Genomic DNA, 25,255 nt, shown 5'->3' on the forward strand with positions numbered 1-25,255 from the left:
AGCATCGCCATACGAAACAAATGGTGGAGCTGGGAATCCCCGGCCGTCAAGAGCCCGCCGTGTTAACTCGCCGTGCGCGCAGCGCTCATCCGCGTTTCACGTGGCCCCGGCGCCAGGAGATCTTCGCGGCGGCCGCCAGCAGCTGTGCCGCGAGACCGGGCACGGTGTCCTCGTCGATGCGGAAGGTCGGTCCGGACAGGGTCACGGCCGCGATGACCCTGCCGTCCAGGGCGCGGACCGGGGCGGCGATGGCGGCCAGCCCGATCTCGTGCTCCTCGCTGGTGATGGCGTAGCCCCGCTCGCGGATCGTCTCCAGCGCCGCCGCGAGGGTCGCCTGGTCGACGATCGTGTGCGGGGTGTACTTCTCCGCCCCCTCGGCGAAGACCTCCGCGACCTGGTCCGGGGTCATGTGCGCCATGAAGAGCTTGCCCGCCGCGGTGGCGTGCAGCGGGGCGCGCCGGCCGACCCAGTCGATGCTCGCGATCACCGCCGCGCCGATCGCCTGGTCGATGGTGATCACATCGTGCCCGTCCTGGATCGCCACGTTCACGGTGTCGCCCACGGCCGCGGCCAGTTCCTGGCAGACCGGACGGCTCAGCAGGGACAGGTCGTTCACCTTGCTCGCCCCGGCGGCGAGTTCGACCATCGTGTACCCGATGCGGTACCGCCCGCGCTCGGTGTCCTGCTCGACCAGGCCCCGTGACTCCAGGGTCGCCAGCAGCCGGAACACGGTCGACTTGTGGATGCCCAGTTCCTCGGCGATCTCGGTCACCCCGCTGGGCCCCCGCGTGGCCAGCACCTGGAGGATCGACACCGCACGGTCGACGGACTGCACCGAGTGATCACGTGGGCGGCTTCCGCTGCTGGTCATGGCCGAAGGGTAATCGAGCGGAAGGCACCGCCCGCGAGCCCGGTGAGCCGCTGCCCGAAGCGACGGTGAGGCCGTCTTCCAGCTCGCCGGTCAGGCCGTCTTCCAGAGCGTCAGCTCGGTGAGGTAGTCGCGTGCCGTGTAGCCGGACGCGTCCTTCTGGAGGACGACGTCCGTGATCTTGAGCATGGCCAGGTTCTGCTCATCGGTGACGGTGCACAGCAGCGTGCCCTTGGTCAGTTCCTTGCCCTGGTCGATGCCGGCGAGTTGAGAGGGCAGCGCGTTCGCCGCCGCGCCCTCGGCGCACTGCTCCGGGGTGGGGCCCGCGCTCTTTCCCGTGGTCGTCACGAAGTTCAGGGTGTGGGTGGTGCCCCACTCCGCGTACTGCAGCTCGGCCCCGGTCGTCGAGCTGGACGCGTGGGTGTCGATCTGGGGTGCGTCCAGGTCGACGTTGGTGTACGAGCTGCGGCCGGTCGTGAACTGGGCGCGCAGGGTGAGCGGCTTGTCCTTGAAGACCGCGGTGTAGCCGCCGGCCGTCGAACTCGTGGAGGGCGACGCGGTGGTGCCGGTGGGCGTTGCCGAGGCTGTCTGCCCGGTGTCGCCCTTCGCGCCGGTGTCCTTGTCGTCGTCACGGGTGAAGACCCAGGCCGCCCCTGCTACGACCACCACCGCCAGCGCGGCGGCGCCGACCGCCAGCGGGGTCCGACTGCGGGCCGGTGCCGTGGCGGCGGGCGGTGCGTTGGGCGGGAACGAGGGTGCCGGGCCGGAGACAGGCTGCGGCGGGCGCGTCGGGGCGTGCTGCGTCGGCTGGTCGGACCCTGGCGTGTGAGTGGGCGTATATCCGCCGGGAGATGGGGAGTTGAGCGGCACGGCACCGTGAGACTCACCGCCGGGCGGCACCGCACCGCGAGACCCGCCGCCGGGCGGCACCGCACCGCGAGACCCACCGCCGGGCGGCACGGTCGTCGCGCCCGCCGCTCCTGCGGAGTCGCCCGAACCCGTGGACGCGTCGGACTCCGCAGAGGAACCCGCGAGATCCCCTCCACTCGCCAACGCGCCCTGCTCGCCCGCGAGTTGCTCCTGCCGGGCGATGTCCGCCGCGACGGGTGCCGGCAGCCAGCCGGTGAAGTCCCGCAATGGCCGTTCGGCCAACTCCTCGCACAGGACGGCCAGTTCGGAAGGAGAGGGCCGGGCGGCGGGATCGGCCGCCAGCGTGCGTTCCAGGACCGCGCGCAGCGGCTCGGGGTACGACGTCAGGTCCGGCGGCCGGAACTCGGTGTTGGCGATCTTCGTGGCCAGCGTGATGGCCCCGGAGTCCCCGTACGGATGGCGGCCGGTCGCGGCCACGGCGGCGATCAGACCGAGGGAGAAGACATCGGCGGCCGGGGTCTGCTCCTGGCCGTTCGCGTGCTCCGGTGACATGAACTGCGGGGTGCCGATCAGCCCGCCGCTGCGCGTGAGTTGGGTGGCGTCGGCGGCCCGCGCGATGCCGAAGTCGATGATCCAGGGCCCGTCCGAGCCGATGAGGATGTTGCTCGGCTTCAGGTCCCGGTGGATCACACCGGCCTTGTGCACGGCGTGCAGCGCCTCTGCCGCGCAGCCCGTCAGCTGGAGCACCGTGGGCAGCGGGAGCGGCCCGTGCAGGGCGAGCACCCGGTCCAGGGCGGGGCCGGGGACGTAGACGGTGGCGAGCCAGGGCTGTGGGCCGCTGGTGTCGTGGTCGACGACCGGGACGATGTGGTAGCCCTGCACCCGGCGGGCGGAGGTCGCCTCCTGCTCGAAGCGGCGGCGGAACTCCTCGTCCTGGGCGTACTCCCGGCGGATCACCTTCAGGGCGACCGGCTGGTTGCCGCGCGTGCGCGAGAGGTAGACGGAACCCATGCCGCCCTCGCCGATCCGGGCGAGCAGCCGGTAACCTGCCACGTCCCGTGGGTCGTCGGGGCCCAGCGGTCTCAAGTGGCCACCGTTTTCAGCGTTGTTCAAGATGTTCGTCCCCCCTCGCCAGGCGAGTGATCGTACCGGCGCAACCCGGTCATCCGGAAGTATCCGAGGAGATCAAGGAAAAGCGGCGAAGGTCCAGGAGAATCAAGGCAGTTGACAGGTCTTGTCGGACTCGGAGGCGTGTGTGGAACAGCATCTGGTCCCCTCGGCGGAGGGCGCCGACTACCTGGTGGAACTCTCCAACGTCGTACGCCAGACCTCCATCGGCCCCAGGGGACCGCGCTCGCTGCACCGACTGGCGCTCGTCCTGCGGGCGTTGACGGAACTCACCGGGGACCCGGACGTCTCCGTCTACCTGGTCGCCGACACCAGTCTGCTGGGCGGGCACCGGGAGTTCGGCGATCCGGCCGAGGTCCGCAGGCTGCGCCGTTGGGTCGCCGACGGGCTGGTCGAGGAGGTCGACGACGCCGACGAGCGGATCCTGGACCTGGCGCGGATGACCGGCACCCGGGTCGTCACCGGCGACCAGTACGTCGACCATCGCGTCGAACACCCGTGGATCCAGGGGAACACCTGGCAGTTCCTCGGACCGGAACCCCGCCCCGACGGCTCGGTCGCCGTCGTCCCCATGGACATGGGCGTGCGCACGGAGGCCGAGATCTCCTACCGCATGGAACTCGCCGCCCTCAAGAAGCAGGGCCTGCTCGGCCCGGCCCGTACCCCGCTGACCGAGGTCATCATGCGCAACTGGCGCTGCCCGGAACCCCGTTGCACGCTCTACGACGTCCATCGGGGCGACCGCGTCCTGCTGCCCCGGATGCGACGGGGCGTCCCCACCTGCGAGTTGCACGGCACCCCGCTGACCGACGAGGGACCGAGGCCCGCCGCGGCCCAGCTCAAGGTGGTCATCGACCGTACCTGCGTGGCCCGTTACACCCTCGACGAGGGCTCCGAGGCGCATGTCGGACGGCTGCCGGGACCGGAGGGCATCGCCCTGCACAGCTTGCTGTCGCCGGAGGTCGCCGCGCAGGTCAGCCGTCGGCACGTAGCGGTCTCCGCGCGGGGCGGGACGGTGCTGGTCCGTGACGTCAGCACGTACGGGACGCGGATGCGCAGAGCCGGTCGTAGAGGCGCGCCCGGTCCCTGGGAGACGCTGCCGCCGGGGACCGACCGGTCTTTTCGTCCCGGTGACGAGGTCGAACTCGCCCCCGGTGTCGTCCTCACCCGCAGCGGCCGGCGTTTCCCCGCCGAACTCGCGGACGCCTGGCGGACCGAGGCCGGCGGGATCGCCGTACCGCCGACCGCGGCGGCGCCCACGCGACGGGTCTGACCGCAAAGGGAGTTGGCGGTGCGATCCCCGACCGCACCGCCAACTTTCCTTCCGTCAGCCGACGATGCGGTGCGTCGTCCAGAACGACGTCAGGTCCGTGGTCGTCGCGGCCTGGGCGGCTGCCTTGAACTCGGCCGTGGTCGAGACGCCGTACCAGTGCGAAGTGGCGTAGTCCTTCAGGAGTTTGGCCATCGCGGTGTCACCGAGGGTGCGGCGCAGGTCGTGCAGGGCGCACTTGCCGTAGCCGTAGACGACGGTGGAGTAGCGGGACGAGTGGGCGTCCCAGTAGGCCATCGAGTTGGTGATGTTCTCCGCCGAGGAGGCCCAGGAGACGTTGTTCCAGCAGTTGGTGCCGGTCAGGCCCTGGGCCAGGTCGGTGGCGTAGTCGGTGAAGGCCTCGTCCAGCCACGGGCTGTTGTACTCGTCGTCGCCGACGATGCCGTAGAACCACTGGTGGCCGATCTCATGGGTGAGGGCCGTGGTGCTGACGAGGTCGAGGACGAAGCCGGGGTACTCCATGCCGCCGAACCAGAAGTTGTTGTCGATGACGGCGTCCAACTCGCCGTACGGGTAGGCACCGAAGCGTCCCGCGTGGGCGTCGACTGCGGACTTGGCGGTGGTGAGCATCGACTGGGCGTTGGCCGAACTGATGCCGGTCACCGAGTAGATGTTGATCGGGGTGCCCGCCGTCGACGTACCCGAGATCTTGGTGAACGGGCCCGCCGCCCACGCGAAGTCGCGGACCTTGGACGCGGTGGCCGTGGTGACCGTGCGGCCGCTGGTGCCGGGGGTGTCGACCGAGGCGCCGGTGGCCGGGACCAGCAGGGTGGTCGGGTGGTCCAGGGTCACCTTGAAGTCGGCGGCCAGGGAGTAGAAGGACTCGCCGTTGTTCGTGTACGGGTCCAGGTGCCAGCCCGAGCCGTCCTTGATCGCGAGGACCGGCAGCGCGTTGCCGATCATGCTGAACGCGCCGTCGTAGCCGAACCGGTCCGCGCCGCTCGGGACGGTGATCCCCAAGTCGAAGCCGATCGTGGTCGATTGACCCTGCGCGAGGGGGGTCGGGAGCGCAATCTGGAGGGCGGTGCAGGCGACCGAGAGGGCGCCCGCCGTGCCGCCGGTGACGTTGGTGACCGTGATCGGCGGCGCGGAGCAGGTGCCGTGGTAGTTGTCCCACAGCCGCAGGTACACCTCGGTGAGCGGGGTGGCCGAGGCGTTGGTGAAGGTCGTGCTCTCGTGGCCGGTCCAGACCGTGCCCGCGGTGTTGCTGCTCAGACTCACGGTGTACGCCGGGGCGGCCGGCGTGCGCGTCGAGTCGGCCGGCGGGGCCGTGTCGCCCGAGGTGTTGAGGGCGATGTCGTCCACGACGAAGCTCGTCTGGAGACTGGAGTCCTCGACGCCGGAGAAGGCGAGGCTCACGGTCTGACCCGCGAACGACGACACGTCGAACGACTTCTGGACGTACCCGGTGGCCTTGTTCAGGTTCGAGTACGTCGCCAGCGTCGTGCTGCCGATCTTCGCCGTGAGCTTGTCGTACGCGGTGGACGAGGTCGTCTCGGCGGTGTCGATGTGCAGCCAGAAGGTGAGCGTGGCGCCGGCGCAGCCCGACGGGATCGTGACGCTCTGGCTCAGGCTGTCGGTGTGCGTGCCGCCGGTGCCGTCCAGCCAGGCGAAGCTGGTGCCGCCATGGGCGGACTGCCCGGTACGGCTGGTGATGACGGTCGTCGAGGACTGGGTCCAGGACGAAGTGCCGCTCTCGAAGCCGCCGTTGGTGACCACCTGCGCCGGGGTGCAGGCGGCGGCCACGGGAGCCGCGGACGGTGCCGCGGCGGCCGGGGTGACGGGGAGCGAGAGCGCGGCCACCGCCGCGACGGCGAAGATGCCGGCGGCGAGGGCCTTGTGGGGGGTCGATCTCACACGGAACTCCTTATACGGCGGCCGGGATTCCGGCCTGCTCGGTGGCCGCCTGGCCGGACTGGGTGTTCCGGTGGGCGGCCGTGGGAACGCGCGTAGCGCTTGCGTGATCGCGGGGGAAGCTTCGCAGATTTGACCGGGCCATGCCATAAGGAGGGGGAAGTGTGTGCGTGCGGTGGACGGAGGGATGCGCGAGGAGCGGAGAGGGGCGTGTGCACATCGGCGTTGCACGGGCCATGCCTCGATTTGGCCTGCGGTTGGCCGAATGTACGCCTTCGGTTGCTTCCATCGAATGATGGACCACATCACGTTCCTCGTGGCGGTCGTCATCGTCACGGCCTTGGCCTTCGACTTCACCAACGGATTCCACGACACCGCCAACGCGATGGCGACGTCCATCGCCACCGGGGCGCTGAAGCCCAAAACGGCGGTTCTGATCAGTGGGGCCCTCAACCTCGTCGGTGCCTTCCTGTCCACGGAGGTCGCCAAGACGATCTCCGGCGGCATCGTCGACGACACCCTGGTCACCCCGGGGATGATCTTCGCGGGGCTCGTCGGGGCGATCCTCTGGAATCTCCTGACCTGGCTGCTGGGACTGCCGTCCAGTTCCTCGCACGCCCTGTTCGGCGGCCTGATCGGCGCCGTCTGGGTCGGCGCGGGCTCCAACGGCGTCCACTTCGACAAGGTCGTGGAGAAGATCCTGATCCCCGCGGTCGCCTCCCCGCTCGTGGCCGGCATCGCCGCTCTCCTCGCCACCTACCTCGCCTACAAGATCACCGCCCGGGCCCGCAAGGACTCGGTCACCAAGGGCTTCCGGCTCGGCCAGATCGCCTCGGCCTCGCTGGTCTCCCTCGCGCACGGCACGAACGACGCCCAGAAGACGATGGGCGTCATCACCCTGACCCTGATCTCGGTGGGCGCGCTCGGCCACGACGCCGGTCCGCCGGTGTGGGTCATCACCGCGGCGGGACTCGCGATCGGCCTGGGCACCTACATCGGCGGCTGGCGCATCATCCGTACGATGGGCAAGGGCCTCACCGACATCCAGTCCCCGCAGGGCTTCGCGGCCGAGGCCGCCTCCACGACCGTCATCCTCACCTCAGCCCACCTGGGCTTCGCGCTGTCCACCACGCAGGTCTGCTCCGGCGGCATCCTGGGCGCGGGCCTCGGCCGACGCCTGGCCGAGGTGCGCTGGGGCACGGCCGGCCGTATGGTCATCGCCTGGCTGGTCACGCTCCCGGCCGCCGCCGCGGTCGGCGGCCTGTCCGCGACCGTCGTCAAGCACGGCGGCAACCTCGGTACGGCCCTCATCGCGCTGATCGCCGCCGCCGTGGCCCTGTTCATCGTGATCGCCTCGCGTCGCAACCCCGTGCACGCGGACAACGTGAACGAGACCCACGAGGTCACCATCCGCAGCGAGGCGTCCTCGGACGTCCGTACGGCCGCCTGAGCCAAGGGAGTTGAGCAATGAGTGTGGACTGGAACTCGCTCGGCGAGGTCTTCGCGGTGAGTGTCGGCGTGACCGTCGGCGTGGTCGTCGTCTTCGCGCTGGGCATCCTGGGCCTCGCCCGGGTCGAGGCCGCCCGCGAAGTGGACGGCGGCACACATGCCCTCGGGCTGACGCAGGCGGGGTTGTGCTTTCTCGCGTGTGCGGCTGTCGTGGCATACGGCATCTATCTGATCGTGCCGCAGTTCCACTGAGCACGACGGATCACCACGGATCACCACCGATCACCACCGATCACCTCTGAGCCACTGAACCCCCTTGAGAGGAGGCCGGGATGACCGAACTGCTGACCGGGCTGCGGGTCGACTACACCGACGCCGACGACCCGGTGCTGGTACGGCCCGACGGCAGCACGGTGGACACCTGGCGGGAGAACTACCCGTACGAACAGCGCATGGAGCGCAAGGAGTACGACTGGCACAAGCGGCTCCAGCAGATAGAACTGCTGAAGCTGCAACGCTGGGTCAAGGAGACCGGCCGTCGTCTCGTCATCGTCTGCGAGGGACGCGACGCGGCCGGCAAGGGCGGCACGATCAAACGGTTCACCGAGCACCTGAACCCGCGCGGCGCCCGCGTGGTGGCGTTGGAGAAGCCGAGCGAGCGCGAGAGCGGTCAGTGGTACTTCCAGCGCTACGTCCAGCACCTGCCGACCGCCGGCGAGATCGTGCTGTTCGACCGGTCCTGGTACAACCGGGCGGGCGTGGAGCGCGTGATGGGGTTCTGCACGGACGACGAGTACCGCCGTTTCATGCGCCAGGCCCCGCTGTTCGAGCGGATGCTGGCGGACGACGGCATCGACCTGATCAAGTTCTGGTTCTCCGTCTCACAGGGTGAACAGCGCACCCGTTTCACGATCCGCCAGGTGGATCCCGTACGGCAGTGGAAGCTCAGCGCGATGGACCTGGAGTCCCTGGACCGCTGGGACGACTACACGGCCGCCAAGGTCGCCATGTTCCGGGAGACCGACACGGAGCACGCGCCCTGGACCGTGGTGAAGAGCAACGACAAGAAGCGGGCCCGGGTCGAGGCCATGCGCAGCGTGCTGGCCCGCTTCGACTACGCGGACAAGGACGAGGAGGTCGTCGGCAGCCCCGATCCGCGCATCGTCGGCGCGGCGGCGAACCTGCTGGAGGAGGGCGAGGACGACACGGCGGCGGTGTTCTAGGGGCAGGACCTGAGCGCCCCAAAGGGGCGCGGGGAACTGCGCGACCAGCCACGACGGCGCGGCAGCAAAAAACGACGGCACATCGCGGGTACAGCCAGCGCAGCGCCTAGTCGCCGTCGCGTGGTACGAGCGTCACCCGGTGGAAGTTGCAGCCGGTCGCGGGCGGGCTCCCGGACGGGGGCCCGCCCGCGTGTGCCTTGAGGGCGACGCTGACCAGGCTGAGCAGCAGGTCGACGTCCGTCTCGCAGTCCAGGTGGACGGTCACCCAGCGGGAGCCCGGGATGATCCGGATCGCGGTCGACTCGCTGAGGTCGTGATGGAACCGGAGGATGGCCCCGACGGTGAGATGCAGGTCCACATCGTGGTCGGAGTGGAAGTGCACGATCTCGCTGTGGGTGGACCGCAGCGCCCACCCCGTGCCACAACTGGCCGGGACCGCGCTGAGGTCGCGCCAGCCTTCCAGTTGCTGCATGGCTCGCTCGGCCAGGGTCATGTCCCCATCGTGTACTGCGCACCGCTTCGCAACCAGAGGTTGAGCGATTTGTAACCGGGGCGTGAGGTACCGCACACCTGGAGCGCGTCCGGTGTGCGGTGCGCGAACCGGGTCAACTCCCCTCGGACACAAGCTTTTCGTAGGCCTTTTCGTAGCCCACCAGCCTTACGCAGGTGGCCACCCCCTCGATGATCTCCTCGATCTCCGAGGCGTCCGGGAAGGAGGGCGCGATCCTGATCGTCCGGTCCCTCGGGTCGTCGCCGTACGGATGCGTGGCGCCCGCCGGAGTCAGGGCGAGACCGGCGTCCGCCGCGCGGCGCACCACCTCGCGGGCGCACCCGTCGGGCACGTCGAGGGTGATGAAGTAACCGCCCCGAGGAGTGGACCAGGTGGCGAGACCGGTGTCGCCGAGCCGCTCGGTGAGGATGCGCAGCACGGTGTCGAACTTGGGCCGCAGCAGCTCGCGGTGCTTGCGCATGTGATCGCGCACCCCGTCGGCATCGCGCAGGAACATCGCGTGCCGCAGCTGGTTGACCTTGTCCGGGCCGATGGAACGCTTGGCGCTGCAGCCGCGCAGCCAGGCCACGTTGGCCGGGGACGAGCCGAAGAACGCCACGCCCGCACCGGCCAGCGTGATCTTCGAGGTGGACCCGAAGACGAAGACCCGATCGGGATGCCCGCTGTCGGCACAGGCCGCGAGCATGTCGGCGATCTCCACCTCCTCGTCGGTGAGGTGGTGCACGGCATAGGCGTTGTCCCAGAAGACCCGGAAGTCGGGCGCGGCCGTCGGCATGGCGGCGAGCCGCCGTACGGTCTCGTCGCTGTAGCAGGTCCCGTCCGGGTTGCTGTACTTGGGCACGCACCAGATGCCCTTGACGGCGGGGTCCTCGGCGACCAGCCGCTCCACCACATCCATGTCGGGACCCTCGGCGGTCATCGGCACCGGGATCATCTCGATGCCGAAGCGCTCGCACAGCGCGAAGTGCCGGTCGTACCCGGGCACCGGGCACAGGAACGCGATCCGCTCCTCGTCCGCCCAGCGGCGCGCGGCTCCGGGCAGCGTGCCGAGCAGCGCGTGCACCAGGCAGTCGTGCATCAGCTCCAGGCTGGAGTTGCCCACGGCGAGCAGCTGCCCGGCCGGTACCTGGAGGAACCCGGCGAAGATCTGCCGGAGCTCCAACAGCCCGTCCGCGCCACCGTAGTTGCGGCAGTCCGTGCCGTCGGCGGAGGTGTAACGGTCACCGGGGAGCGAGAGCAGTGCGGCGGACAGGTCGAGCTGGCGGGCGGAGGGCTTGCCGCGGGTCAGGTCGAGCGACAGCTTCTTCGCGAGGAGGGCTTCGTAGTCGCTCCGGGCCGTGTCGAGGCGGGCCGGGAGGGAGTCGGCGCTGTGCGCAGGTGCGGGAGGGGTCACGGAGGTCGACGCTACAAAGCCGGAGGTCGCACCACAAACCCATAACCGACCTCGCCCCTTACACGCCCCCGTCACCCCGTCCGCGGAAGTACGGTGATCCGTGCCTGACCAGGCCACACAAGGCTGATGTCGGATTCCCGCCAGCCCCGGCCCGCCCGGTGTCGGATGCTGGACGTATGCAGAACGGGATGCACACCGACACGGAGCGTTGCGTGCGCGCGGTCCAGTCCAAGGACGCGCGTTTCGACGGCTGGTTCTTCACGGCCGTCCTGACCACCCGCATCTACTGCCGGCCCAGCTGCCCGGTCGTCCCGCCCAAGCCGGAGAACATGACGTTCTACCCGAGCGCGGCGGCCTGCCAACAGGCGGGGTTCCGGGCCTGCAAGCGCTGCCGCCCGGACACCAGCCCCGGCTCCCCGGAGTGGAACCAGCGCGCCGACCTGGTGGCCCGCGCGATGCGCCTGATCGCCGACGGGACGGTGGACCGCGAGGGCGTCCCCGGCCTCGCCGCCCGCCTCGGCTACAGCACCCGGCAGATCGAACGCCAGCTCCTCGCCGAACTCGGCGCCGGCCCCCTGGCGTTGGCCCGCGCCCAACGCGCCCAGACGGCAAGGCTGTTGATCGAGACGACCGCGCTCCCGATGGCGGAGATCGCCTTCGCCGCCGGCTTCTCCTCGATCCGCACCTTCAACGACACCGTGCGCCACGTGTTCGCCCTCTCCCCGAGCGAGCTGCGCAACAGGCGCCCGAAGACAGCCGTGTTGACCCCCGGCACCCTCACCCTCCGCCTGCCGTTCCGCGCCCCGCTCAACCCCGACAACCTCTTCGGCCACCTGGCGGCGACCGCGGTACCGGGTGTGGAGGAGTGGCGAGCCGGCGCGTACCGCCGCACCCTCCGCCTCCCCTACGGCCACGGCATCGCGTCCCTCACCCCCAAGTCCGACCACATCGCCTGCCGCCTCACCCTCAGCGACCTGCGCGACCTCCCGGTGGCGATCAGCCGCTGCCGCCGCATGCTCGACCTGGACGCCGATCCGGTCGCGGTGGACGACCAGTTGAGGACCGACCCGGTCCTGGCACCGGTGGTGGACAAGGCGCCGGGCCGCCGCGTCCCGCGCACGGTCGACGAGGCGGAGTTCGCCGTACGGGCCGTCCTCGGCCAGCAGGTCTCCACGGCGGCGGCCCGCACCCACGCGGCCCGCCTGGTCACCGCGCACGGCGAACCGGTGGACGACCCCGAGGGCGGCCTGACCCACCTCTTCCCGTCTCCCGAGGCCCTGGCGGCGGTGGACCCGGAATCACTGGCGATGCCCCGCACCCGCCGCACGACGTTCACCACACTGGTGGGCCAACTGGCGGATGGGACATTGCACTTGGGAGTCGAGAGCGACTGGTCGGAAACCCGCGCCCAACTCCTCTCCCTCCCCGGCTTCGGCCCCTGGACGGCCGACGTCATCGCGATGCGCGCCCTCGGCGACCCCGACGCCTTCCTCCCCACCGACCTCGGAATCCGCCGCGCCGCCCAGGAGTTGGGCCTCCCGTCGACCCCGGCCGCCCTCACCGCACGCGCGGCGGCCTGGCGACCGTGGCGGGCGTACGCGGTCCAGTACCTGTGGGCGACGGACAGTCACCCGATCAACTTCCTGCCTGTATAAGGGGATTGCAGCCGCCATGAAGCACCACACGGTGATCGACAGCCCGTACGGCCCGCTGACCCTCGTCGCCGACGAGGACGGCGCCCTGTGCGGCCTCTACATGGTCGACCAACGCCACCGCCCCCCGGAGGAGAACTTCGGCACCCCCGACGACACCCCCTTCGCCGAGGCGACAGCCCAACTACAGGCGTACTTCGCGGGCGAGTTGAAGGAGTTCACCCTCCAACTCCGCCTGCACGGGACCTCGTTCCAGCAAACGGTCTGGGACCAGCTCCGCCGCATCCCCTACGGCGAGACCCGCTCCTACGGCGACCTCGCCGACGCCCTCGGCAACCCTGGCGCCTCCCGCGCGGTGGGCCTCGCCAACGGCAAGAACCCCATCGGGATCATCGTCCCCTGCCACCGGGTCGTAGGCGCGAACGGCAGCCTCACGGGGTACGGCGGCGGCCTGGACCGCAAGCAGCGGCTGCTGGACTTCGAGAGCGGGGCGGCGCTTTTCTAGCACCTCCAGTGCCTGAAGTACCTCTCCCGCCAATGGTGTTGGGGTGTCATGACAGCAACCGCCGCTCCTTGGCGGCGGCCACCGCCCCGGACCGCGTCTCGACCCCCAACTTGCCGTAGATCCGCCCGAGATGGGTCTTGACCGTCGCCTCGCTGATGAAGAGGGCCCGGGCGATCTCCCGGTTGCCCAGGCCGCGGGCCAGCTGGCCGAGGATCTCGCGCTCGCGCTCGGACAGGGCGGGGTGCGGGCTGCGCATCCGCGCCATGAGCCGGTCGGCGACCGGGGCCGAGAGCGCCGTACGGCCGGATGCGGCGCTGTGGATCGCGGTGAACAGTTCCTCGGGGCGTTCGGCCTTGAGGAGGTAGCCCGTGGCGCCCGCCTCGACGGCGCGGGTGATGTCGGCGTCGGTGTCGAACATGGTGAGGACGAGGACACGCGGGCCGTCACCGGCGGTCAGTTCCCTGGTGGCCGTCACTCCGTCCATGCCGTCGCCGAGTTGGAGGTCCATCAGCACCACGTCGGGACGGACCCGGGCGGCCAGGGCGAGGGCCTCCTCGCCGCTGCCCGCCTCACCGACCACCTCGATGCCGTCGGCGCTGGACAGCAGCGCGCGCAGTCCGGCCCGTACGACGGCATGGTCGTCGCACAGCAGCAGGCGTACGGGTACGGGTGCGCTCACGGGACGAGCTCCTCACGGGAATCACGGACGGCGGGGTCGACAGGGACGCCAGGTGCGGTAGGTACGGCGACCGTTACGACCGTGCCCTCGCCGGGGGTCGACTCCACGCTCAGCGTGCCACCCGACTGCTGTGCCCGGATCCGCATCGCGGCCAGCCCGTGGCCGCGCACCCGGCCGGGTGCGGACACCGGGGGAGAACTGGCGTCGAAACCACGGCCGTTGTCGGCGACGTCGAGGGAGATCTGGTCGTCGAGGCAGGTCAGGGTCAGCGCGGCCCGGGTCGCGGCAGCGTGCTCGCGTACGTTGGCCAACGCGCCCTGGGCGATGCGCAACAGCGCTGCCGCGGTCCGTTCGGGCAGCGGCCCCGGATCGCCGTCGAGCCGGAACTCCACCGTCAGGCCCGGACCGCTCTCCCGCTCGGCGAGCGCACCCAGCGCCACGGGCAGGGAGTGCTCGACGAGGTCGGCCGGTGCCAGGTCGTGGACGAACCTGCGTGCCTCGGCGAGGCCGCGCGAGGTGATCTCGGCGGCCTTGAGGACGTGCCCGTGGGCCGCGTCGGGGTCCGTCCGCCACACCCGCTCGGCGGCCTGCAACAGCATCTGCTGACTGGACAGGCCCTGCGCGACGGTGTCGTGGATCTCCGCGGCCAGCCGCTGCCGCTCCGCCAGGACACCGGCCCGCCGTTCGGTGGCCGCGAGGTCGCGCCGGGTGCGGACCAGGTCGTCGATCAGGACGCGCTGCCGGGCCGCCTGCCGCTGCAACTGCACCAGCACGGCGGTGGCGACCGCCGCGAGGGCCGGTGGGGCGACGACCATGTTCGGGTTGAGCGTGCCGTCCGCCACCCGTATCTCGGAGGCCACGACGAGCGCGGTGAGTACGGCGGCCAACGGCACCGCGAACCGTGGGGGCAGCGCGTACAGACCGGCGAACAGCAGGGGCATCGCGCACCAGGTGGCACTCGGCGCGAGGGCCAGCAGCACGGTCCAGACGGCGGACACCGAACCCAGCCAGGCCAGATGACGCACGGTGGGCGCGGAACCCGGGCGGGGTGCCGGAGCCACGAACTGCCCGAGGACGTACAGCAGACAGAAGACGGCGTACAGCGTGAGCACCCAGCCGGTGCGCGCCCCGCCCTGGTCGCGGGTCAGGAAGCGCACGAACGACGAGCCGAGCAGCAGAAAGAACGCGGCGTGCACCACCACGGGCAACAGGCGCTCCTCCGACCCGGGGTCTCCCGCCCCCTGTTGCGCCGCGTGCCCCGTCCTCGGTCGTCCCGTGTCTCCCATCCTCCGTGTCTAACGCGATCGACGGGACGGCGCATCAACCGATCGGCTGACATCCGGATCACCCGAACCGCCCCCGGATCAGCGCCCCTTGACCGAGCCGGACACCCGGCCACCGCACCGAGGCTGGCATCAACACCCGTCACCCACCTCGGAATTCGGAAGGCGACGACCCCGTGCCCACCAAGGACCTCACCGTCAACCGCGCCGCCCTCGGCCACCGCATCGCCTACGCCCTGCGCCACCCCGACCGCGTACCCCGCCACCTGGCCCGGGCCACCCGGGACGCCTGGCTGCGGCACCGACACCCGGACCATGTCTCCTACTACCGCGCCGTGATGCGCTCCGACACCCGGGCCGACCCGGACGCGGCGGTCGGCAGCGCGAGCCGCGAACGCTGGCTGGCGCTGGGCGCGATGCAGTTCGACTATCTCCTGGGCCACGGCCTGCGCCCCGAGCACCGGATGCTGGAGATCGGCTGCGGAAACCTGCGCGGCGGCTGGCGCTTCGTCCGCCACCTCGACCCCGGTCACTACTACGGCATCGACATCTCCCCGGACATCCTGGCCGCCGCGCAGGACACGGTCGTAGAAATGGGCCTCCAGAAACGGCTCCCCACCCTCACCCCCGTACACGACCTGACCCTGCGCTTCCTGCCCGACGCGCACTTCGACGTCGTCCATGCGCACAGCGTGTTCTCGCACTCCCCGCTCCCGGTCATCGAGGAGTGCCTCGCCAACGTCGGCCGCGTGCTGGCACCGGGCGGCTGGTTCGACTTCACCTTCGACCGCACGGAGGGCGAGGAACACCACGTCCTGCGCGAGGACTTCTACTACCGCACCGAGACGTTGGTCGCGCTGGCGGCCCAACACGGCCTGAACGCCCACTTCATGGACGACTGGGAACAACTCCCGCACGGCCAGTCGAAGCTCCGGGTCACTCGCTGAGCTGATGCAGCAGCCGGGGCAGCGCCGTCCCGATCGGCTCCCGTACGACCTCGTCGGCGCGGTCGTCGTACGGAGTCGCCTCGGCGTTGACGATGACCAGCCGTGCCCCGTGATCGGCGGCGACACCGGCGAGCCCGGCGGCGGGCTGGACCTGGAGGCTGCTGCCTACGGCGATGAACACCTGGCAGGCCTTGGTGATGGCGACGGCCTCGCCGAGGACGACGGGGTCGAGCCGCTCACCGAAGAAGACGGTCGCGGACTTCAGGATCCCGCCGCACTCCAGACAGGCGGGATCGTCCTCACCGGCCTCGACGCGGGCGAGCGCGTCCTGCATCGGCCCGCGCACATGGCACTGCGTGCACCTGAACTCCCGCGCGGTGCCGTGCAGTTCGAGCACCTTGCGGGCGGGCAGGCCGGCGAGTTGGTGCAGGCCGTCGACGTTCTGCGTGAGGACCCGCACGGGTATGCCGGACTTCTCCAGTTCGACGACGGCGCGGTGCGCGGCGTTCGGCTCGGCCTGGAGGGTGCGGTTCTTGCGCCGCATCTGCCAGGACTGCCGGCGGATCTCCGGGTCGCCCATGTAGTACTCGTACGTCACGAGCTTCTCGGCCTCGGGGTCACGCCGCCAGAGGCCGTTGGGGCCGCGGTAGTCGGGGATGCCGGAGTCGGTGGAGATGCCTGCGCCACTGAGGATCGCTACGAGGGGCCTGCTCATGCGCCGAGAGTAGGACGCCCGGCTATTCGGAGCGAACGGATATCGGGGAGGCTTCTCGCCTTCCGGTCGTGCCGGCCGGCTCGGGATGACGCGGGTCGTCAAGTCGCGTTCACAGTCCGGCGAAACCGAGATGCGCGGAGTCGTGCATGATCAGGCTGCTGGGGATGGGGCAGGGCGGGAGGCAGCGTTGAGTGTCACGGGTGTGTGGGTCGTCGGCACGGTGCCTGATGCGAAGGCACGGGACCTGTCGCGCGCCGCCGTTCAGAACACATCACCGGCACCGGTCTCCGTCCGCCGTGACCTGCCCGGGGAACTGGCTTGGTGGCGGGGCAGGGCGCGGAAGTCCTTGTTCAGCGCGTCGACGACCGTTCCCGGCACGTGGGTCGCCGGCGAGGACGCCTTCCGGCTGAGCGCGTTCTTCGATGCCTGCCGTGACGACTCCGAGCACGCGGAGGCCCTGCGCGACGCGGTCATGGACCAGTTCCCGGCCGATGCCGACGAAGGCCTGTTCGCGGCCGTGGCCCGCAAGGCCGGCCCGTTCTCGGCTCTGGCCTATGCGCTCGGTCCCGACGCGGTGCTTCGGCTGCCGGGCTGGTTCGGGGACTTCCTGCTCGACGCCGAGCAGGTCCGTGCCCAGTTGCCCGCGGCTGAGGAGGCCCTTGCCCCGGCCGCAGCCCGGCGACGGGACGCGGTCGAGCGGATCCACGCGTGGATGACCGGCTTGGGTGACGATCCTGACCACGACGCCGACCAGCTTCTTGACGGCCCACTGCGCGTTCTCCGCCACGCGGCTCGCACAGGCCAGGGCGCGGCCGGCCACATCCGCTGGTACTGACGGAACGAGACTTCCGTTGCTCGGCATGGCCGCGCCGATCCCCACCAAGTAGCTTCGTTCGCGTGGAGCTTCATCTCGATCGTGCGCCCGAGGGGCTGACGAAGCGGGCTCGATATTTCGTCGTCGCCCATGGCATCAAGCTCGACGTGCCGCCGGTGAGCCGATACAGGGAACAGTGGCTCGCGCTCGGGATTCCCTCGGTGGAGATCGACCAGGTGACGGCGTATCAGGAGCGGTGGAGTGGCCTCGTCCTGCCTCCCGCTCCGCACTACGACGGTGGACCCAGGTATCTGGACACCGACGTTCCGGAAAGGCCGTCGGCTGAAGGCCGGTGGTTCGAAGCGGGCATCCAACGGACCGCGGTTCCCTACTCGTTCATGATCGGACCCGGGGGCGAGGCAGATCACCAGGGTCACCGGCGATGATGTCGATGCCCTCGAACTCGACGCGTTCGAGCCGGTGAAGGAGGTCAAGGGGCTGGCGGACACCTGGTGGCGGGGAGACGACTCGTTGGTGGCCGTGTACAGAGGAGAGGCTGAGTGCCTCTCGGCTCCCCAGTGCCGCACCGCGTTGATCTACTCCGGTCTCGACGAATGGGGGCTGCACGGAGGAGTCGTGAGCAGCGACCGGAGAAAGTTTCTCTGAGTACGGCTTGACCTGGATCAAGCCGTCGTTCCTGCGGATGATGCACGGCTGGGGCTGGGGCTGGGGCTGGGGCTGGGGCTGGGGCACGAAGGCAGGTCAGTCGGTCCTGCGTGAAGGCGGCGGAACCCGCGGGCAAGGGCCCAGGTGCGGTGCGAGCCTTCGTGGTCGACAGGCACGCGCCGCGCGAGCAGTGTTCGTATGGCTCCTGCCGTCCCACGTCAGCGAGGGATGCCCGCCTCGTCGAGGTACCGGTGCATGGCTTCCGCGGGAAGGCTCGGGTTTCCGAGAGCGTTGTAGGAGGTCACCGGGTTCTCGCAGCATTCGAGGATGCGATCGACCGGCAGCGTGGGGTGCGCGGCCGCCGTGGCACGTACACGATCGTGGGGGTCGGCAAGCATCCGGACCAGGGTGTCGACGGGCACTTCGGGGTCCAGCCCCGCCAGCCGCCGCTTCTCCGGATCCGGGTCGTCGGCGAAGCGTTGCCCGCTGCCCGCGCGCGGGAAGTTCGGGTGGCCCAGCAGGGAGCCCTTGGTGACGACCCGGCAGTCCAGGTACGTCTGCAGCACCACCTCGCCGTCGACGGTGGGCTGGCTCTCGCACAACAGGAGTCGTACGGGGTGGTCGTCGTCCTTCGAGAGCAGGTCGATGGCGTCGGCGGGCAGGTGCGGGCTGTAGGTGGCGCTACGTCGTAGCAGTGTGTTGGCCGACTTGGCGCATTGGCGCAGGACCTCGGCATCTGCGCAGAGGCGAACCCATTCGACGGGAGCGAGCCGGTCGGAGGGGCGGATGGTGACGTCGAGGGCGGTGCGTTCCGGCTCTGTCAGTTCGGGGCGTACCGATACGGCCAGCCGTACGTCGTGCGCGTCGTCGTCCGCCAACGTTCGGACGATGTCGATGGGAACGTTGAGATTGGCCGCCAGCTCCCGCCGGTCCTGCGCGTCGGCGCTTGCTGCGAGCCGTTCGGCGGTCGCCGTGCTCATGGCGCCGGAGCGGATCACTTTCCATCTGTCGAGGCTGTCGATCTCCGCGTCGAGAAGAAGGTCCGTGCAGGCCGCGTCTTCGCGGCAGGCCTTGATCATGGCCGCCTGACGGACTCTGTCGTCGGCGTCGTGGAGCAGCCGGCTTCGGGTGTCCTCGGACAGCGAGGCCCACTCGCGGCAGGCCGCCTGGCGAAGGTCAGCGTCCTGATGGTCGGCGAGCTCGGCGATCAGGTTCGGAGCCGTGTCGGGGCAGAAGGCCGCGGCGCTACGGACCTTCGGGTCCGGATCGGCGAGCAGACGCCGCTGAGCGGAAAGGGGCAGTGGCGGCGTGGGGATGCGGAACCAGTTGGGTCCCATGGCCAGACCAAGGCGGACGTGTGGATCGGGATCGTCCACGAGCCTGGCGCGTTGTTCCGCCGGTACCGAGATGTTGTCGGTGAGCAGAGCGCGCATCCTGCGGTCGGGGTGCGTGACGATGGCGTCGACCACCTCGTCCGGCAGAGCGCGCCAGGCGATCGTGGCCCATGCCGCCTTGGCTTCCTCGCACAGCAGCCTGGTCAGGACGTCGACCGGCGCAGCGGGATTTCGCGCGATCGAAGAGACGGTCTCGCGGTGATCGCAATCTCCACACATGCTGGGCCTCCCTGTTCGCCAACGGTCGTCGCGGGCCCGCAGATTGTGCGCATGTCACGTGTACGGGGTCAACGTCGATGATCATGCCCTGCCGCCGGCCCGGGGACGGGCGAGCGGCTTTCAGCCGGGGCGGCCCGAGATCCGGATCGATGCGGTGTCCGACGGTGCTGCGCCGCCGGCTGTCGAAGCGTGGTGGAGCTGCCGAGCAGCTTGCTGAAGGCCGCCCGGTTGTCGCCGCCGGGCCCAACGCCAGTCAGCTCGACGCGGACGAACTGTCGGCCGACCTGCGTCCGCGACCGGAAGAGGTGACCGTCGAATGCCGACCGTCGTTGCCGAGTGCGTCACGTGGCAGCACAGACTCGCCGGAACGGGAGCCAGACCAAGGCTCATGGCATCGCGGCCAAGTCCGACGCGGTCTGGGCGATCCGGTCTTCTCATGGGCTGCCGTCAACCGACGTCATGGCGTGAGGCCAGTCATGTCCGGGGCGCCACACCGCAGTTTCGCGCGAGCACCGCTAGACGTACACGGGTGTGGCGTCAGCTTCGTCCGGGACCGGGCTGACGGACACGGCGACGTAGCGGAACTCGCCGCCCGCTCCGTCCAGTTCGGAGTACGGTTCCCATTCGAGGGGGTACGCACCTCGCAACGTGCACGTGTTCGGCTCGTAGGCGCCCTCGGCCCACAACAGCGTGCCGGCGAGCTCACGCCCCTGATGGATCCTGAAGTCCCGATCCCGGGTCTGCTTCCGGCCGGATCCGGGCGGTGTCCACAAGGACGCGTCGTTGGTCAACATGATGGCCAGACCGTTCTGGTCCGAGCGGCGGCAGAAGCGCTCAAGCCTGGCTATGTCCCGGACGAAGTGCAGACGCGCGAGGTCTGTGGCGGCATGCCCCTTCACCGCGTATTCCTCGGCCGGAGTGCCTGCCGTGCCCGTCCATCTCCGGGTGAAGTACTTGAACTCGATCGCGGTGCGGGCCGAGGGGCCGATGCACAGGAGGTCCAGGTATTCGCTCCTGCCCAACAACCTCTGCGGTACCTCGAGCCTGGAGTGCACGTCCGGCATCAACTCCCACAGCACCCGGGCGAAACTGTGCTGAAGGTCGGCCTCGGAGTGGAAGACCGGTCTGTGCCGGCGCAGTTGCTCGATGATGTCGCCGAGTGAGATCCGCCCCGCGACAGTCGTGTCGCCGTCCACCGGTGTCATGGTCACCGTCCCATTGAAGTGGTCCCTCGACGGAACTCTCAAGACACAGTGCCGCATCCACGCACACCGGTATCCACAGCGGCAACGGATCCACGGGATGCGGTGGACGACGAGCGGATATCGCGGCGTCAACCAACCCCCACATACCGGATCCCCGCGATCACCCCCGACACCACGGCCGGCCCCACCCACCACCACCCCATGACCCGCCGCACGGACGGCAGCAGCCACACCCCCACCACCGCGCCGGCGGCACCGATGGAGAGCACGCACGCGAGCACGATGCCGGCGTACGCGTCGTCGTCCCAGGAGCCGGAGGGGCGGATGGTCAGCGCCGCCCAACAGAAGCACAGGGCGACAAGGGTGAGCAGCACCAGGGGAACGGCGAGGACCAGGCGCAGGCAGCCGCGGTCGTCGTCCACGGGGGAAGGGCTCGTCATCGGTGGGGAGTTGCTCCTCGTTTCGTCCGGATGTTCGGGGAACGGAGGCGGGTGTTATCGTCCGCGCATGGCCAAGGTGACCGTCTCGCTCGACGCAGCGCTCGTCGTGGAAGTCATGGTGCTGGCGGGCGTGGGCAACCCGCAGGACGCCGTCGAACTCGTCGTCCGCGACTACATCGAGCGCGGCCACCGCACGGAGGCCAGGGCCGAGGCTCGCGACGACGCGCTGCGCGAGGTGGACGTGAAACCCCGGGACGTCGAGGGCTGAGCCCCACTTTGGGCGGCCGCCGTCAGCCGACCCGCCGCCCGGCCCCAACTCCGCCTCAGCCGACCCGCACCCCGTTCTCCAACTCCGCCGTCCCCACGTCCTCCCCGAGTACATCCAGCGCGACCAGCACCCGTAGCCCCAGCGAACCCGGCAGATACTCCGTGATGTCCTCGCGCGGGACGAGGCGCCAGGACAGCAGTTCCTCCTCCTGGAGTTGGATCGACTTGAGTTCGTTCGCCGTGAGGACTCCGCCGTCGTACAGGTAGGCCACCAACGGCGGGTAGCTCGGCCCGTGGTAGACCCAGTCGACGGCGAGCAGGCGGCCGAGTTCGACGTCGAGGCCGATCTCCTCCAGCGTCTCGCGACGCGCGCCCTGGCGGGGTGTCTCGCCGTCGTCCGACTCGATCGTGCCGCCCGGAAGGGCCCAGCCCTCACGGTAGTTGGGCTCGACGAGCAGGACCCGGCCCTCGGTGTCACGGAAGAGCGCGGCGGCCCCGGCGAGGATGCGGGGGAGGCCCGCGAGGTACGTGGCGAAGTCTTGCGTAGTGGTCATTCAGGAAGGGTAACCAGCCCGCGCAGCCGCCTCTCCGACTCACTGCCCGGCACCGGGAAGTGACAGACCAGGCTCAACCAGGGCGCCTCCTGCACCGCGAGCCCTACGAGCGACGCCTCGCTGTCACCCGCGAGAGGGGTGGCGGCCGGCTCGTCAACGTCGGCGCCGTCCCGGCCCGCGTCCCACCGCCGTTCTTCGGCCCGATCGCCGCCTCCAGGGCCGCCCTCGCCGCTCTCACCCACTCCCTGCGCGCGGAACTCGGTGCCATGGACACCCCCGTCTTCGCCACGGCGGAGAAGGCGGGCGCCGACCTCGGCCGGGCCGGATCGCCGGAGACCCAGCGGTACTACGCCCGCAACCCGTCCACGATGAGGTCCAGAATCCGCCCGGCCCGCGCCTCCCCGTCCCGCGCCGGATCGAGCCGCCACAGCACGCTCAGCTGAAGCAGCACATCCTCCGGATCGAGCCCGGACTTGAGCGACCCGTCGGCGGCACCCGCCTTCAGGAGCAGGGCAATTGCGGCCACGAAGGGCGCGAAGTACTCGTCGTCCGCGCCGCCGTCGGTCGCCGCGTGGATGACCTCGGCGACGCCGTACTTGAGCCTCCCGTAGTGGGCGACCTCGTCAAACCAGAGGCGTAGGGCCACGAGCGGGGGATGGTCCGCGAGCAGCACGGGTGCGCGGTCGATCAGGTGCTGTATGTCGTGGCGGTACAGCTCCAGGATCAGCGCCTCCCGGGTGGGGAAGTGCCGGTACAGCGTCCCGATGCCGACGCCCGCCTCCTTGGCGATCGCGGTGAGGGACACGCCAATTGACGCGCCGCTCGATGCACCGCTCGACGCGGCTATCGCCTCGCGGGCGACGGTCAGGATGCGTTCCCGGTTGTCGAGGGCGTCGCGGCGGGTCGGTTTCGGGTTCACGGGTGCGGGCCGTCCGTCGGGTGTCGGATTGCTAAGCGGAGGGCCCTCCGGTACGTTGGTGGATGTACCGGAGGGGCCTCCGTTTCGCTCTCCATTCTGGCACACCCCCACCCGACACCGCAGGGAGCACCGCCATGCCCGAACTCGTCCTGGTCACCGGAGGCAGCGGCTACATCGCCGGCTGGTGCATCGCCGAACTGCTCCGCCGCGGCTACGACGTCCGTACGACCGTCCGCGCCCCGGGCAAGGAGAGCGCGGTCACCGACGCTGTCGCGACCGTCGTCGACCCCGCCGGACGGCTGAGCTTCGCCGTCGTCGACCTCACCGCCGACGAGGGCTGGGACGCCGCGCTCAAGGGCGTCGACTTCGTCCTGCACGTCGCCTCTCCGCTCGGCGCCGCCTCGGACGACCCCGACGAGCTCATCACTGCGGCCCGCGGCGGAGCGTTGCGCGTCCTGCGCGCGGCCACCGGGGCAGGCGTACGACGCGTGGTGATGACCTCGGCGGCGAACGCCGCGAGCCCCTCGTCGTATGCCTCGGAGGGTGTCACCGACGAGTCGCTTTGGACCGATCCAGACGACCCGACCCTCATCCCCTACCGCCGCTCGAAGACCCTCGCCGAGCGCGCCGCCTGGGACTTCATGGACGGCTACGACGGTCCGACCGAGCTGACCACCGTGCTTCCCGGCGCCGTCTTTGGACCGGTCCTCACCACTGCGAACATGGGCTCCGTCGGCATCATCGCGCGCATGGTGAGCGGGAAGATGCCCGGCGTCCCCCGCATCGGCCTCGAAGTCGTCGACGTCCGGGACCTGGTCGACGTCCACATCCGGGCGATGGAATCACCGGAGGCTGCCGGTCAACGCTTCCTCGCCACCGGGGAGTTCGTGTGGATGGAGGACATCGCCCGCACCCTGCGCGAGGGCCTCGGCGAGCACGGCCGCACCGTCTCCACGCGCCGCCTCCCGGACTTCGCGGTCCGCCTCGCCGCCCGCTTCCGGGACCCGTCGCTGCGCGCGATCACCCCCGCGCTCGGCCGCCGCAACCGCCACAGCACCGAGAAGGCCCACCGCGTCCTCGGCTGGGAACCGCGCCCGGCCCGGGAAGCCGTCCTCGACTGCGCCCGGAGCCTGATCGCGCAGGGCGCCGTCTAGACGGCGGCGGCCTCCGCCAACTGCACTGTCCGCGCCGCCAGTTCACTGATCCGCACCCCGTCGAAACCGAACACCGCACTGCGCACGGTGTCCTCCAACGGGTCCTTCCACTGTGCCGGGATCGCGTCCGCGCCGGTCAGCACCCCGGCGACCGAACCCGCCGTCGCGCCGTTCGAGTCGGTGTCCAGGCCGCCGCGCACGGTGAGCGTGATGGTGCGGGTGAAGTCGCCGTCGCCGTACAGGAGTCCGGCGGTGAGGACGGCCGCGTTCGGGATCGTGTGGATCCAGCCGAGCCCGGCGGTCTCCTCGGACAGGGTGGTGAGGGTGTCCTCCCAGGTCATCCGGGTCTCGTGCAGCGTGAGCACCCGGCGTACGGTCCGCGCGAGGCGGCAGCCCGGCGGGATCACGGTCAGCGCCGTGTCCAGCGCGTGCCGCACGGTCGGCGCGGTGAACGCCGCCGAGATGAGCGCGGCGGCCCACATGGCGCCGTAGACACCGTTCCCCGAGTGGGACAACACCGCGTCCCTGCGCGCGAGTTGGGCCGCGCGGCGCGGGGCGCCTGGACCGGTCCAACCGTAGATGTCGGCGCGGATCAGGGCGCCGATCCACTCCTGGTACGGGTTGTCGTGCGTCGCCGTCAGCGGTGGCTTGAGGCCGTTGGCGAGGTTGCGGTAGGTGGCGCGCTCGGCCGTGAACGTCTGGAGGTACGGCAGTCTCCGCAGCCACAGTTCGCCGACCTGCTCGGTGCTGAAGCCGAAGCCGTGGGTCTCCAGCAGGTCGAGGCCGAGGATGGCGTAGTCGATGTCGTCGTCACGGCAGCTGCCGTGGATCCGGCCGCGCACGCACCGCTGCCACTCGGGGCGCAGCGCGACGCCGTCGTTCTCGCCGGCGGGCTCGGGCAGGTAGTCGGTGAGCGGCAGGGCGTCGGCCCGCCGGAGATAGCGGTCGATGCGGTCGCGCGTCCACAGGTCGCCCTGCTCGACCGGCTTGCCGAGCATGTTGCCCGCGATCCGGCCCAGCCAGCCCCCGAGGATGCGGTCCGCGAGCTCTGGCTCACTGCGCACAGGGGTCATAGGACCGGTCTACCCGATTCGGGGGGTGGCCGCGCGGGGTTGGACCGGTCCGCACAGGGCACTCGTAGGCCGGTCCCAGGGTTCGGTCGGAGCATGACGGCGTGGGCGTCCGCCGGTTAAGGTCGCAGCGGCGCGACTGGCCC

General features: G+C 70.4%; 26 protein-coding genes. 12 read left to right on the top strand and 14 right to left on the bottom strand.

Features of this window, described 5'->3' with window-relative positions:
* Positions 1 to 85: 85 nt before the first annotated feature.
* Together OG588_RS40735 and OG588_RS40740 are read right to left on the bottom strand one after the other, a co-directional pair.
* Positions 86 to 871: an IclR family transcriptional regulator gene (locus tag OG588_RS40735; protein WP_405951621.1), complete on the bottom strand. Its 786-nt coding sequence runs from the start codon at positions 869 to 871 to the stop codon at positions 86 to 88.
* A 90-nt stretch (positions 872 to 961) separates the two neighbouring features.
* A complete protein-coding gene (locus OG588_RS40740) occupies positions 962 to 2,791 on the bottom strand; it encodes a protein kinase domain-containing protein (protein WP_405951622.1) in 1,830 nt (609 codons plus the stop codon).
* Between the two features lie 202 nt (positions 2,792 to 2,993).
* Between OG588_RS40740 and OG588_RS40745 the strand changes: the two genes are divergently transcribed.
* The gene (locus OG588_RS40745; RefSeq protein WP_405951623.1) at positions 2,994 to 4,139 is read left to right on the top strand and encodes an FHA domain-containing protein; all 1,146 of its coding nucleotides are present in this window, start codon (positions 2,994 to 2,996) and stop codon (positions 4,137 to 4,139) included.
* A 54-nt stretch (positions 4,140 to 4,193) separates the two neighbouring features.
* Here the strand turns inward: OG588_RS40745 and OG588_RS40750 are convergent, their stop codons facing one another.
* Positions 4,194 to 6,053: a M1 family aminopeptidase gene (locus tag OG588_RS40750; protein ID WP_405951624.1), complete on the bottom strand. Its 1,860-nt coding sequence runs from the start codon at positions 6,051 to 6,053 to the stop codon at positions 4,194 to 4,196.
* 292 nt (positions 6,054 to 6,345) lie between these two features.
* On the opposite strand from OG588_RS40750, the gene OG588_RS40755 reads away from it, so the two are divergent.
* The 3 genes from OG588_RS40755 to ppk2 all read left to right on the top strand — a co-directional run bounded on the left by OG588_RS40755 (position 6,346) and on the right by ppk2 (position 8,722).
* On the top strand, positions 6,346 to 7,500 hold the full coding sequence (locus tag OG588_RS40755; RefSeq protein WP_019062952.1) for an inorganic phosphate transporter: 1,155 nt from the start codon (positions 6,346 to 6,348) through the stop codon (positions 7,498 to 7,500).
* Between the two features lie 17 nt (positions 7,501 to 7,517).
* Positions 7,518 to 7,751: a hypothetical protein gene (locus tag OG588_RS40760; protein WP_019062951.1), complete on the top strand. Its 234-nt coding sequence runs from the start codon at positions 7,518 to 7,520 to the stop codon at positions 7,749 to 7,751.
* A gap of 80 nt (positions 7,752 to 7,831) precedes the next feature.
* A complete protein-coding gene (gene ppk2 / locus OG588_RS40765; RefSeq protein ID WP_405951625.1) occupies positions 7,832 to 8,722 on the top strand; it encodes a polyphosphate kinase 2 in 891 nt (296 codons plus the stop codon).
* 106 nt (positions 8,723 to 8,828) lie between these two features.
* Here ppk2 and OG588_RS40770 read toward each other — a convergent pair whose 3' ends face one another.
* Positions 8,829 to 9,215 (bottom strand): luciferase family protein, encoded by a 387-nt coding sequence (locus tag OG588_RS40770; RefSeq protein WP_405951626.1) that lies wholly within the window; start codon positions 9,213 to 9,215, stop codon positions 8,829 to 8,831.
* A gap of 112 nt (positions 9,216 to 9,327) precedes the next feature.
* A complete protein-coding gene (locus tag OG588_RS40775; protein WP_405951627.1) occupies positions 9,328 to 10,626 on the bottom strand; it encodes an aminotransferase class I/II-fold pyridoxal phosphate-dependent enzyme in 1,299 nt (432 codons plus the stop codon).
* 176 nt (positions 10,627 to 10,802) lie between these two features.
* Here OG588_RS40775 and OG588_RS40780 point away from each other — a divergent pair, with 176 nt between their 5' ends.
* Both OG588_RS40780 and OG588_RS40785 read left to right on the top strand, forming a co-directional pair.
* On the top strand, positions 10,803 to 12,281 hold the full coding sequence (locus tag OG588_RS40780; protein WP_405951628.1) for an AlkA N-terminal domain-containing protein: 1,479 nt from the start codon (positions 10,803 to 10,805) through the stop codon (positions 12,279 to 12,281).
* 16 nt (positions 12,282 to 12,297) lie between these two features.
* The gene (locus OG588_RS40785) at positions 12,298 to 12,783 is read left to right on the top strand and encodes a methylated-DNA--[protein]-cysteine S-methyltransferase (RefSeq protein WP_405951629.1); all 486 of its coding nucleotides are present in this window, start codon (positions 12,298 to 12,300) and stop codon (positions 12,781 to 12,783) included.
* Positions 12,784 to 12,829: 46 nt separating this feature from the next.
* On the opposite strand, the gene OG588_RS40790 is transcribed toward OG588_RS40785, so the two are convergent.
* Both OG588_RS40790 and OG588_RS40795 read right to left on the bottom strand, forming a co-directional pair.
* Positions 12,830 to 13,462, bottom strand: a complete 633-nt coding sequence (locus OG588_RS40790; protein WP_405951630.1) for a response regulator — start codon at positions 13,460 to 13,462, stop codon at positions 12,830 to 12,832.
* Entirely contained in the window at positions 13,459 to 14,664 is a 1,206-nt protein-coding gene (locus OG588_RS40795; RefSeq protein WP_405953333.1) for a sensor histidine kinase, read from the bottom strand. The genes OG588_RS40790 and OG588_RS40795 overlap by 4 nt, the downstream gene beginning before the upstream one ends.
* Positions 14,665 to 14,921: 257 nt before the next feature.
* On the opposite strand from OG588_RS40795, the gene OG588_RS40800 reads away from it, so the two are divergent.
* Positions 14,922 to 15,692, top strand: a complete 771-nt coding sequence (locus tag OG588_RS40800) for a class I SAM-dependent DNA methyltransferase (RefSeq protein ID WP_405951631.1) — start codon at positions 14,922 to 14,924, stop codon at positions 15,690 to 15,692.
* Here the strand turns inward: OG588_RS40800 and OG588_RS40805 are convergent.
* On the bottom strand, positions 15,682 to 16,407 hold the full coding sequence (locus OG588_RS40805; protein ID WP_405951632.1) for an SIR2 family NAD-dependent protein deacylase: 726 nt from the start codon (positions 16,405 to 16,407) through the stop codon (positions 15,682 to 15,684). The genes OG588_RS40800 and OG588_RS40805 overlap by 11 nt on opposite strands.
* A 187-nt stretch (positions 16,408 to 16,594) precedes the next feature.
* Here OG588_RS40805 and OG588_RS40810 point away from each other — a divergent pair, with 187 nt between their 5' ends.
* Together OG588_RS40810 and OG588_RS40815 are read left to right on the top strand one after the other, a co-directional pair.
* Entirely contained in the window at positions 16,595 to 17,242 is a 648-nt protein-coding gene (locus tag OG588_RS40810; RefSeq protein ID WP_405951633.1) for a hypothetical protein, read from the top strand.
* A gap of 62 nt (positions 17,243 to 17,304) precedes the next feature.
* Positions 17,305 to 17,667 carry a hypothetical protein gene (locus tag OG588_RS40815; protein ID WP_405951634.1) on the top strand — a complete coding sequence of 121 codons (363 nt, stop codon included), beginning with the start codon at positions 17,305 to 17,307 and terminating at the stop codon, positions 17,665 to 17,667.
* Between the two features lie 438 nt (positions 17,668 to 18,105).
* Here the strand turns inward: OG588_RS40815 and OG588_RS40820 are convergent, their stop codons facing one another.
* The 3 genes from OG588_RS40820 to OG588_RS40830 all read right to left on the bottom strand — a co-directional run bounded on the left by OG588_RS40820 (position 18,106) and on the right by OG588_RS40830 (position 21,145).
* Positions 18,106 to 19,500: a HEAT repeat domain-containing protein gene (locus OG588_RS40820; protein WP_405951635.1), complete on the bottom strand. Its 1,395-nt coding sequence runs from the start codon at positions 19,498 to 19,500 to the stop codon at positions 18,106 to 18,108.
* 515 nt (positions 19,501 to 20,015) lie between these two features.
* Entirely contained in the window at positions 20,016 to 20,705 is a 690-nt protein-coding gene (locus OG588_RS40825) for a hypothetical protein (RefSeq protein ID WP_405953334.1), read from the bottom strand.
* Between the two features lie 128 nt (positions 20,706 to 20,833).
* Positions 20,834 to 21,145, bottom strand: a complete 312-nt coding sequence (locus tag OG588_RS40830) for a hypothetical protein (RefSeq protein WP_405951636.1) — start codon at positions 21,143 to 21,145, stop codon at positions 20,834 to 20,836.
* A 67-nt stretch (positions 21,146 to 21,212) separates the two neighbouring features.
* Here OG588_RS40830 and OG588_RS40835 point away from each other — a divergent pair, with 67 nt between their 5' ends.
* Positions 21,213 to 21,413, top strand: coding sequence for a type II toxin-antitoxin system VapB family antitoxin (locus OG588_RS40835; RefSeq protein ID WP_019062937.1), 201 nt, complete (start codon positions 21,213 to 21,215; stop codon positions 21,411 to 21,413).
* 55 nt (positions 21,414 to 21,468) lie between these two features.
* Here the strand turns inward: OG588_RS40835 and OG588_RS40840 are convergent, their stop codons facing one another.
* Positions 21,469 to 21,966, bottom strand: a complete 498-nt coding sequence (locus OG588_RS40840) for an NUDIX domain-containing protein (protein WP_405951637.1) — start codon at positions 21,964 to 21,966, stop codon at positions 21,469 to 21,471.
* 59 nt (positions 21,967 to 22,025) lie between these two features.
* Here OG588_RS40840 and OG588_RS40845 point away from each other — a divergent pair, with 59 nt between their 5' ends.
* Positions 22,026 to 22,409, top strand: coding sequence for a hypothetical protein (locus OG588_RS40845; RefSeq protein WP_405951638.1), 384 nt, complete (start codon positions 22,026 to 22,028; stop codon positions 22,407 to 22,409).
* On the opposite strand, the gene OG588_RS40850 is transcribed toward OG588_RS40845, so the two are convergent.
* Complete coding sequence (locus OG588_RS40850; RefSeq protein ID WP_405951639.1) at positions 22,313 to 22,885, bottom strand: TetR/AcrR family transcriptional regulator; 573 nt, start codon at positions 22,883 to 22,885, stop codon at positions 22,313 to 22,315. The genes OG588_RS40845 and OG588_RS40850 overlap by 97 nt on opposite strands.
* Positions 22,886 to 23,019: 134 nt before the next feature.
* Here OG588_RS40850 and OG588_RS40855 point away from each other — a divergent pair, with 134 nt between their 5' ends.
* Positions 23,020 to 24,039: an NAD-dependent epimerase/dehydratase family protein gene (locus OG588_RS40855; protein WP_405951640.1), complete on the top strand. Its 1,020-nt coding sequence runs from the start codon at positions 23,020 to 23,022 to the stop codon at positions 24,037 to 24,039.
* Here the strand turns inward: OG588_RS40855 and OG588_RS40860 are convergent.
* On the bottom strand, positions 24,036 to 25,112 hold the full coding sequence (locus OG588_RS40860; protein ID WP_405951641.1) for an ADP-ribosylglycohydrolase family protein: 1,077 nt from the start codon (positions 25,110 to 25,112) through the stop codon (positions 24,036 to 24,038). The two genes, OG588_RS40855 and OG588_RS40860, sit on opposite strands and share 4 nt — an antisense overlap.
* Between the last annotated feature and the right edge of the window lie 143 nt (positions 25,113 to 25,255).

Origin of the sequence: Streptomyces prunicolor (assembly GCF_045162825.1) — a bacterium.
GTDB lineage: Bacteria > Actinomycetota > Actinomycetes > Streptomycetales > Streptomycetaceae > Streptomyces > Streptomyces prunicolor.

Coding starts and splice junctions, on each gene's coding strand:
- OG588_RS40820 (WP_405951635.1), bottom strand. CDS start 19,500: ATGTGTGGAGATTGCGATCACCGCGAGACCGTCTCTTCGATCGCGCGA.
- OG588_RS40825 (WP_405953334.1), bottom strand. CDS start 20,705: ATGACACCGGTGGACGGCGACACGACTGTCGCGGGGCGGATCTCACTC.
- OG588_RS40760 (WP_019062951.1), top strand. CDS start 7,518: ATGAGTGTGGACTGGAACTCGCTCGGCGAGGTCTTCGCGGTGAGTGTC.
- OG588_RS40780 (WP_405951628.1), top strand. CDS start 10,803: ATGCAGAACGGGATGCACACCGACACGGAGCGTTGCGTGCGCGCGGTC.
- OG588_RS40830 (WP_405951636.1), bottom strand. CDS start 21,145: ATGACGAGCCCTTCCCCCGTGGACGACGACCGCGGCTGCCTGCGCCTG.
- OG588_RS40855 (WP_405951640.1), top strand. CDS start 23,020: ATGCCCGAACTCGTCCTGGTCACCGGAGGCAGCGGCTACATCGCCGGC.
- OG588_RS40755 (WP_019062952.1), top strand. CDS start 6,346: ATGGACCACATCACGTTCCTCGTGGCGGTCGTCATCGTCACGGCCTTG.
- ppk2 (WP_405951625.1), top strand. CDS start 7,832: ATGACCGAACTGCTGACCGGGCTGCGGGTCGACTACACCGACGCCGAC.
- OG588_RS40735 (WP_405951621.1), bottom strand. CDS start 871: ATGACCAGCAGCGGAAGCCGCCCACGTGATCACTCGGTGCAGTCCGTC.
- OG588_RS40835 (WP_019062937.1), top strand. CDS start 21,213: ATGGCCAAGGTGACCGTCTCGCTCGACGCAGCGCTCGTCGTGGAAGTC.
- OG588_RS40785 (WP_405951629.1), top strand. CDS start 12,298: ATGAAGCACCACACGGTGATCGACAGCCCGTACGGCCCGCTGACCCTC.
- OG588_RS40840 (WP_405951637.1), bottom strand. CDS start 21,966: ATGACCACTACGCAAGACTTCGCCACGTACCTCGCGGGCCTCCCCCGC.
- OG588_RS40860 (WP_405951641.1), bottom strand. CDS start 25,112: ATGACCCCTGTGCGCAGTGAGCCAGAGCTCGCGGACCGCATCCTCGGG.
- OG588_RS40770 (WP_405951626.1), bottom strand. CDS start 9,215: ATGACCCTGGCCGAGCGAGCCATGCAGCAACTGGAAGGCTGGCGCGAC.
- OG588_RS40805 (WP_405951632.1), bottom strand. CDS start 16,407: ATGAGCAGGCCCCTCGTAGCGATCCTCAGTGGCGCAGGCATCTCCACC.